This is a genomic window from Leifsonia sp. GW821-FHT13C05 (assembly GCF_058806515.1).
Genome location: NZ_JBXAPT010000013.1, coordinates 1 through 5,677, shown reverse-complemented (window position 1 = coordinate 5,677; position 5,677 = coordinate 1). Strand labels below are relative to the sequence as shown.

The following is a 5,677-nucleotide window of genomic DNA, read 5'->3' as shown; positions in this document are numbered from 1 at the left end:
GTCTGTGTGGTGTTGTGGTGGTGTTAAATGCGAAAGAGCCACCCGGTGTGGGGTGGCTCTTTCTAAAAGGAGTCCGGCGGTGTCCTACTCTCCCACAGGGTCCCCCCTGCAGTACCATCGGCGCAGAGAGTCTTAGCTTCCGGGTTCGGAATGTGACCGGGCGTTTCCCTCTCGCTATGGCCGCCGAAACACTATTGATGTATCAAAGTGAACGGACCAATCAGCTGATTGGTTCGGTTCTCGACCGTACATCGAGAACCACATAGTGGACGCAAGCATTCTTCAGGCCTCACACACCAGCCTTACAACATGTGTGTGAGTAGTGATTGTCAAGTTATCGGCTTATTAGTACCGGTCAGCTCCATGGGTCTTTAGTCCCCACTTCCACATCCGGCCTATCAACCCAGTAGTCTAGCTGGGAGCCTCTCGCCCGAAGGCATGGAAATCTCATCTCAAGGCCGGCTTCCCGCTTAGATGCTTTCAGCGGTTATCCATCCCGAACGTAGCTAATCAGCGGTGCTCCTGGCGGAACAACTGACACACCAGAGGTTCGTCCAACCCGGTCCTCTCGTACTAGGGTCAGATCCTTTCAAATTTCCTACGCGCGCAGCGGATAGGGACCGAACTGTCTCACGACGTTCTAAACCCAGCTCGCGTACCGCTTTAATGGGCGAACAGCCCAACCCTTGGGACCTACTCCAGCCCCAGGATGCGACGAGCCGACATCGAGGTGCCAAACCATGCCGTCGATATGGACTCTTGGGCAAGATCAGCCTGTTATCCCCGAGGTACCTTTTATCCGTTGAGCGACAGCGCTTCCACAAGCCACTGCCGGATCACTAGTCCCGACTTTCGTCCCTGCTCGACTTGTCAGTCTCACAGTCAAGCTCCCTTGTGCACTTACACTCGACACCTGATTGCCAACCAGGTTGAGGGAACCTTTGGGCGCCTCCGTTACTTTTTGGGAGGCAACCGCCCCAGTTAAACTACCCACCAGGCACTGTCCCTGAACCGGATTACGGTTCGAAGTTAGATATCCAGAGTGACCAGAGTGGTATTTCAACAATGACTCCACGAACACTAGCGTGCCCGCTTCACAGTCTCCCACCTATCCTACACAAGCCACACCGAACACCAATACCAAGCTGTAGTAAAGGTCACGGGGTCTTTCCGTCCTGCTGCGCGTAACGAGCATCTTTACTCGTAGTGCAATTTCGCCGAGTTCGCGGTTGAGACAGCTGGGAAGTCGTTACGCCATTCGTGCAGGTCGGAACTTACCCGACAAGGAATTTCGCTACCTTAGGATGGTTATAGTTACCACCGCCGTTTACTGGGGCTTAAATTCTCAGCTTCGCCTTACGGCTAACCGTTCCTCTTAACCTTCCAGCACCGGGCAGGCGTCAGTCCGTATACATCGTCTTGCGACTTAGCACGGACCTGTGTTTTTAGTAAACAGTCGCTTCCCACTGGTCTCTGCGGCCGTCAAACGCTCCCGGAGCAAGTCCGTTCACGCCTCAGGCCCCCCTTCTCCCGAAGTTACGGGGGCATTTTGCCGAGTTCCTTAACCACGATTCTCTCGATCTCCTTGGTATTCTCTACCTGACCACCTGAGTCGGTTTGGGGTACGGGCGGCTGGAACCTCGCGTCGATGCTTTTCTTGGCAGCATAGGATCACCGATTTCGTCACTTAAGACTACCCATCGTGCCTGGCCCTATATGAGAGACGGATTTGCCTATCTCTCGGGTTACACACTTAGACCGGGACAACCATCGCCCGGCTCGGCTACCTTCCTGCGTCACACCTGTTAATACGCTAGCCGCACCAGCATAGGGTCGTGTGCTAGGCCCACTCGTCTCAACCCGAAGGCCTCGATCAAGGGGATTCAGACACTTAGCATTACTGGATTAGCTTGGGCGGTTCTTCGCCGGTACGGGAATATCAACCCGTTGTCCATCGACTACGCCTGTCGGCCTCGCCTTAGGTCCCGACTTACCCAGGGCGGATTAGCCTGGCCCTGGAACCCTTGGTCTTTCGGAGGACGGGTTTCTCACCCGTCTTTCGCTACTCATGCCTGCATTCTCACTCGTGTAGCGTCCACGGCTGGTTCACACCGCCGCTTCACTCGCCACACGACGCTCTCCTACCCATCAACACGGCTGGACCACGAAGGCCTACCACTAATGTCAATGCCACAACTTCGGTGGCGTGCTTGAGCCCCGTTACATTGTCGGCGCGGAATCACTTGACCAGTGAGCTATTACGCACTCTTTCAAGGGTGGCTGCTTCTAAGCCAACCTCCTGGTTGTCTGTGCAACTCCACATCCTTTCCCACTTAGCACGCGCTTAGGGACCTTAGTTGGTGGTCTGGGTTGTTTCCCTCTCGACGATGAAGCTTATCCCCCACCGTCTCACTGCTGCGCTCTCACTTACCGGCATTCGGAGTTTGGCTGACGTCAGTAACCTTTTGGGGCCCATCGGCCATCCAGTAGCTCTACCTCCGGCAAGAAACACGCAACGCTGCACCTAAATGCATTTCGGAGAGAACCAGCTATCACGAAGTTTGATTGGCCTTTCACCCCTATCCACAGCTCATCCCCTCAGTTTTCAACCTAAGTGGGTTCGGTCCTCCACGACGTCTTACCGTCGCTTCAACCTGGCCATGGATAGATCACTTCGCTTCGGGTCTAGGACATGCGACTGAATCGCCCTATTCAGACTCGCTTTCGCTACGGCTACCCCTCACGGGTTAACCTCGCCACATATCGCTAACTCGCAGGCTCATTCTTCAAAAGGCACGCTGTCACCCCTACAAGGAGGCTCCAACGGTTTGTAAGCAAACGGTTTCAGGTACTATTTCACTCCCCTCCCGGGGTACTTTTCACCTTTCCCTCACGGTACTTGTCCGCTATCGGTCATCTGGGAGTATTTAGGCTTATCAGGTGGTCCTGACAGATTCACACGGGATTTCTCGGGCCCCGTGCTACTTGGGATACTCTTCACGCCATCAGAACATTTCGGCTACGGGGTTGGCACCCTCTATGACTGGCCTTTCAAAACCATTCGCCTATATTCCTCTGTAACGTTCGCTGTTCGGCAGAAGCAGCAGAAAAGTCCCACAACCCCGACCATGCAACGCCTGCCGGCTATCACACATGATCGGTTTAGCCTGATCCGGTTTCGCTCGCCACTACTAACGGAATCGCTTTTGCTTTCTCTTCCTGTGGGTACTGAGATGTTTCACTTCCCCACGTTCCCTCTACCCGCCCTATATATTCAGGCGGGAGTCACTGGGTCACCTTACGGGCCCAGCGGGGTTTCCCCATTCGGAAATCCTCGGATCAAAGTTCGTTTATCAACTCCCCGAGGCTTATCGCAGATTACTACGTCCTTCTTCGGCTCCAGATGCCAAGGCATCCACCGTTTGCTCTTAGAAACTTGAAATCACATGAGTTTATGAATCGATCGGCCCACCCGAAGGTGAGCAGATTGACCAATGATCTACCAACACTCCAAAAGGAGTGTCGATTTGATCTTGTGATCCGAGACTCGAAAGTCTCGAATCTAAGATGCTCGCGTCCACTGTGTAGTTCTCAAAGTACGGGCGGTACCCTCTCCGCCAGCCACATCATGGCCAACAAGAAAAGGTCCAGAGGTTCGTTTCCCACCCTTTCAGGTGAGGCCCGGTCCCTCAGGACCCAACAGCGTGCATATGCGGAACATCCAGGACCGAACCGTTCCAACTCCCCGAAAGAAGCGTACTGAGTCCGAGCCGATCAGCTCCGCACCAATGTCAATGTTCCACCCATGAGCTACCAGCGAGAACATTCGTCTCGATCTGGCGCCTGGACACCACCAGCGTCTTTCAACACCGGGATGCCAGATGCTCCTTAGAAAGGAGGTGATCCAGCCGCACCTTCCGGTACGGCTACCTTGTTACGACTTAGTCCTAATCACCGATCCCACCTTCGACGGCTCCTTCCACAAGGGTTAGGCCACCGGCTTCGGGTGTTACCGACTTTCATGACTTGACGGGCGGTGTGTACAAGGCCCGGGAACGTATTCACCGCAGCGTTGCTGATCTGCGATTACTAGCGACTCCGACTTCATGAGGTCGAGTTGCAGACCTCAATCCGAACTGAGACCGGCTTTTTGGGATTCGCTCCACCTTACGGTATTGCAGCCCTTTGTACCGGCCATTGTAGCATGCGTGAAGCCCAAGACATAAGGGGCATGATGATTTGACGTCATCCCCACCTTCCTCCGAGTTGACCCCGGCAGTCTCCTATGAGTTCCCACCATTACGTGCTGGCAACATAGAACGAGGGTTGCGCTCGTTGCGGGACTTAACCCAACATCTCACGACACGAGCTGACGACAACCATGCACCACCTGTTTACGAGTGTCCAAAGAGTTGACCATTTCTGGCCCGTTCTCGTATATGTCAAGCCTTGGTAAGGTTCTTCGCGTTGCATCGAATTAATCCGCATGCTCCGCCGCTTGTGCGGGCCCCCGTCAATTCCTTTGAGTTTTAGCCTTGCGGCCGTACTCCCCAGGCGGGGCGCTTAATGCGTTAGCTGCGACACGGAAACCGTGGAATGGTCCCCACATCTAGCGCCCAACGTTTACGGCGTGGACTACCAGGGTATCTAATCCTGTTCGCTCCCCACGCTTTCGCTCCTCAGCGTCAGTTACGGCCCAGAGAACTGCCTTCGCCATCGGTGTTCCTCCTGATATCTGCGCATTCCACCGCTACACCAGGAATTCCATTCTCCCCTACCGCACTCTAGTCTGCCCGTACCCACTGCAGGCCCGAGGTTGAGCCTCGGGTTTTCACAGCAGACGCGACAAACCGCCTACGAGCTCTTTACGCCCAATAATTCCGGACAACGCTTGCACCCTACGTATTACCGCGGCTGCTGGCACGTAGTTAGCCGGTGCTTTTTCTGCAGGTACCGTCACTTTCGCTTCTTCCCTACTAAAAGAGGTTTACAACCCGAAGGCCGTCGTCCCTCACGCGGCGTTGCTGCATCAGGCTTGCGCCCATTGTGCAATATTCCCCACTGCTGCCTCCCGTAGGAGTCTGGGCCGTGTCTCAGTCCCAGTGTGGCCGGTCACCCTCTCAGGCCGGCTACCCGTCGTAGGCTTGGTGAGCCGTTACCTCACCAACTACCTGATAGGCCGCGAGTCCATCCTTGACCGAAATTCTTTCCACGCACAGGAGATGCCTCCGTACGTCATATCCGGTATTAGCTTCCGTTTCCGGAGGTTATCCCAGAGTCAAGGGCAGGTTACTCACGTGTTACTCACCCGTTCGCCACTAATCCCCCAGAGCAAGCTCCAGGTTCATCGTTCGACTTGCATGTGTTAAGCACGCCGCCAGCGTTCGTCCTGAGCCAGGATCAAACTCTCCGTAAATGTTTAGCTCCACAACCGCAAGCGGAAGGGAAACATAGTGCGAGAAGCGGACCGGAAAAAGGTCTGTTCTCCCCGCGAGTTGATCTGACTAGTTTCGAATATCTACTGACATTCTGTATCTAATCCAAAGGAATCTCTTGCCTAGCCGAAGCTAAACACGAGGTTTTTGGCATTTGACATTGTGCACGCTGTTGAGTTCTCAAGGATCGGACGCTCCCACCATCCCGCATCACACGGTCAAAATGGGGCAACCTGTCAACC

The 5,677-nt window shown here is 54.6% G+C and carries 3 rRNA genes; all 3 read right to left on the bottom strand.

Annotated elements, in window-relative coordinates:
* Nucleotides 1–71: 71 nt before the first annotated feature.
* The 3 genes from rrf to AC1ROC_RS20185 all read right to left on the bottom strand — a co-directional run bounded on the left by rrf (nucleotide 72) and on the right by AC1ROC_RS20185 (nucleotide 5,416).
* Nucleotides 72–188 (bottom strand): 5S ribosomal RNA (gene rrf, locus AC1ROC_RS20195).
* Nucleotides 189–325: 137 nt separating this feature from the next.
* Nucleotides 326–3,442: ribosomal RNA gene (locus tag AC1ROC_RS20190) — 23S ribosomal RNA — on the bottom strand.
* A gap of 450 nt (nucleotides 3,443–3,892) precedes the next feature.
* Nucleotides 3,893–5,416 (bottom strand): 16S ribosomal RNA (locus AC1ROC_RS20185).
* The 16S, 23S and 5S rRNA genes sit together here, the layout of an rRNA operon.
* Nucleotides 5,417–5,677: the final 261 nt, after the last annotated feature.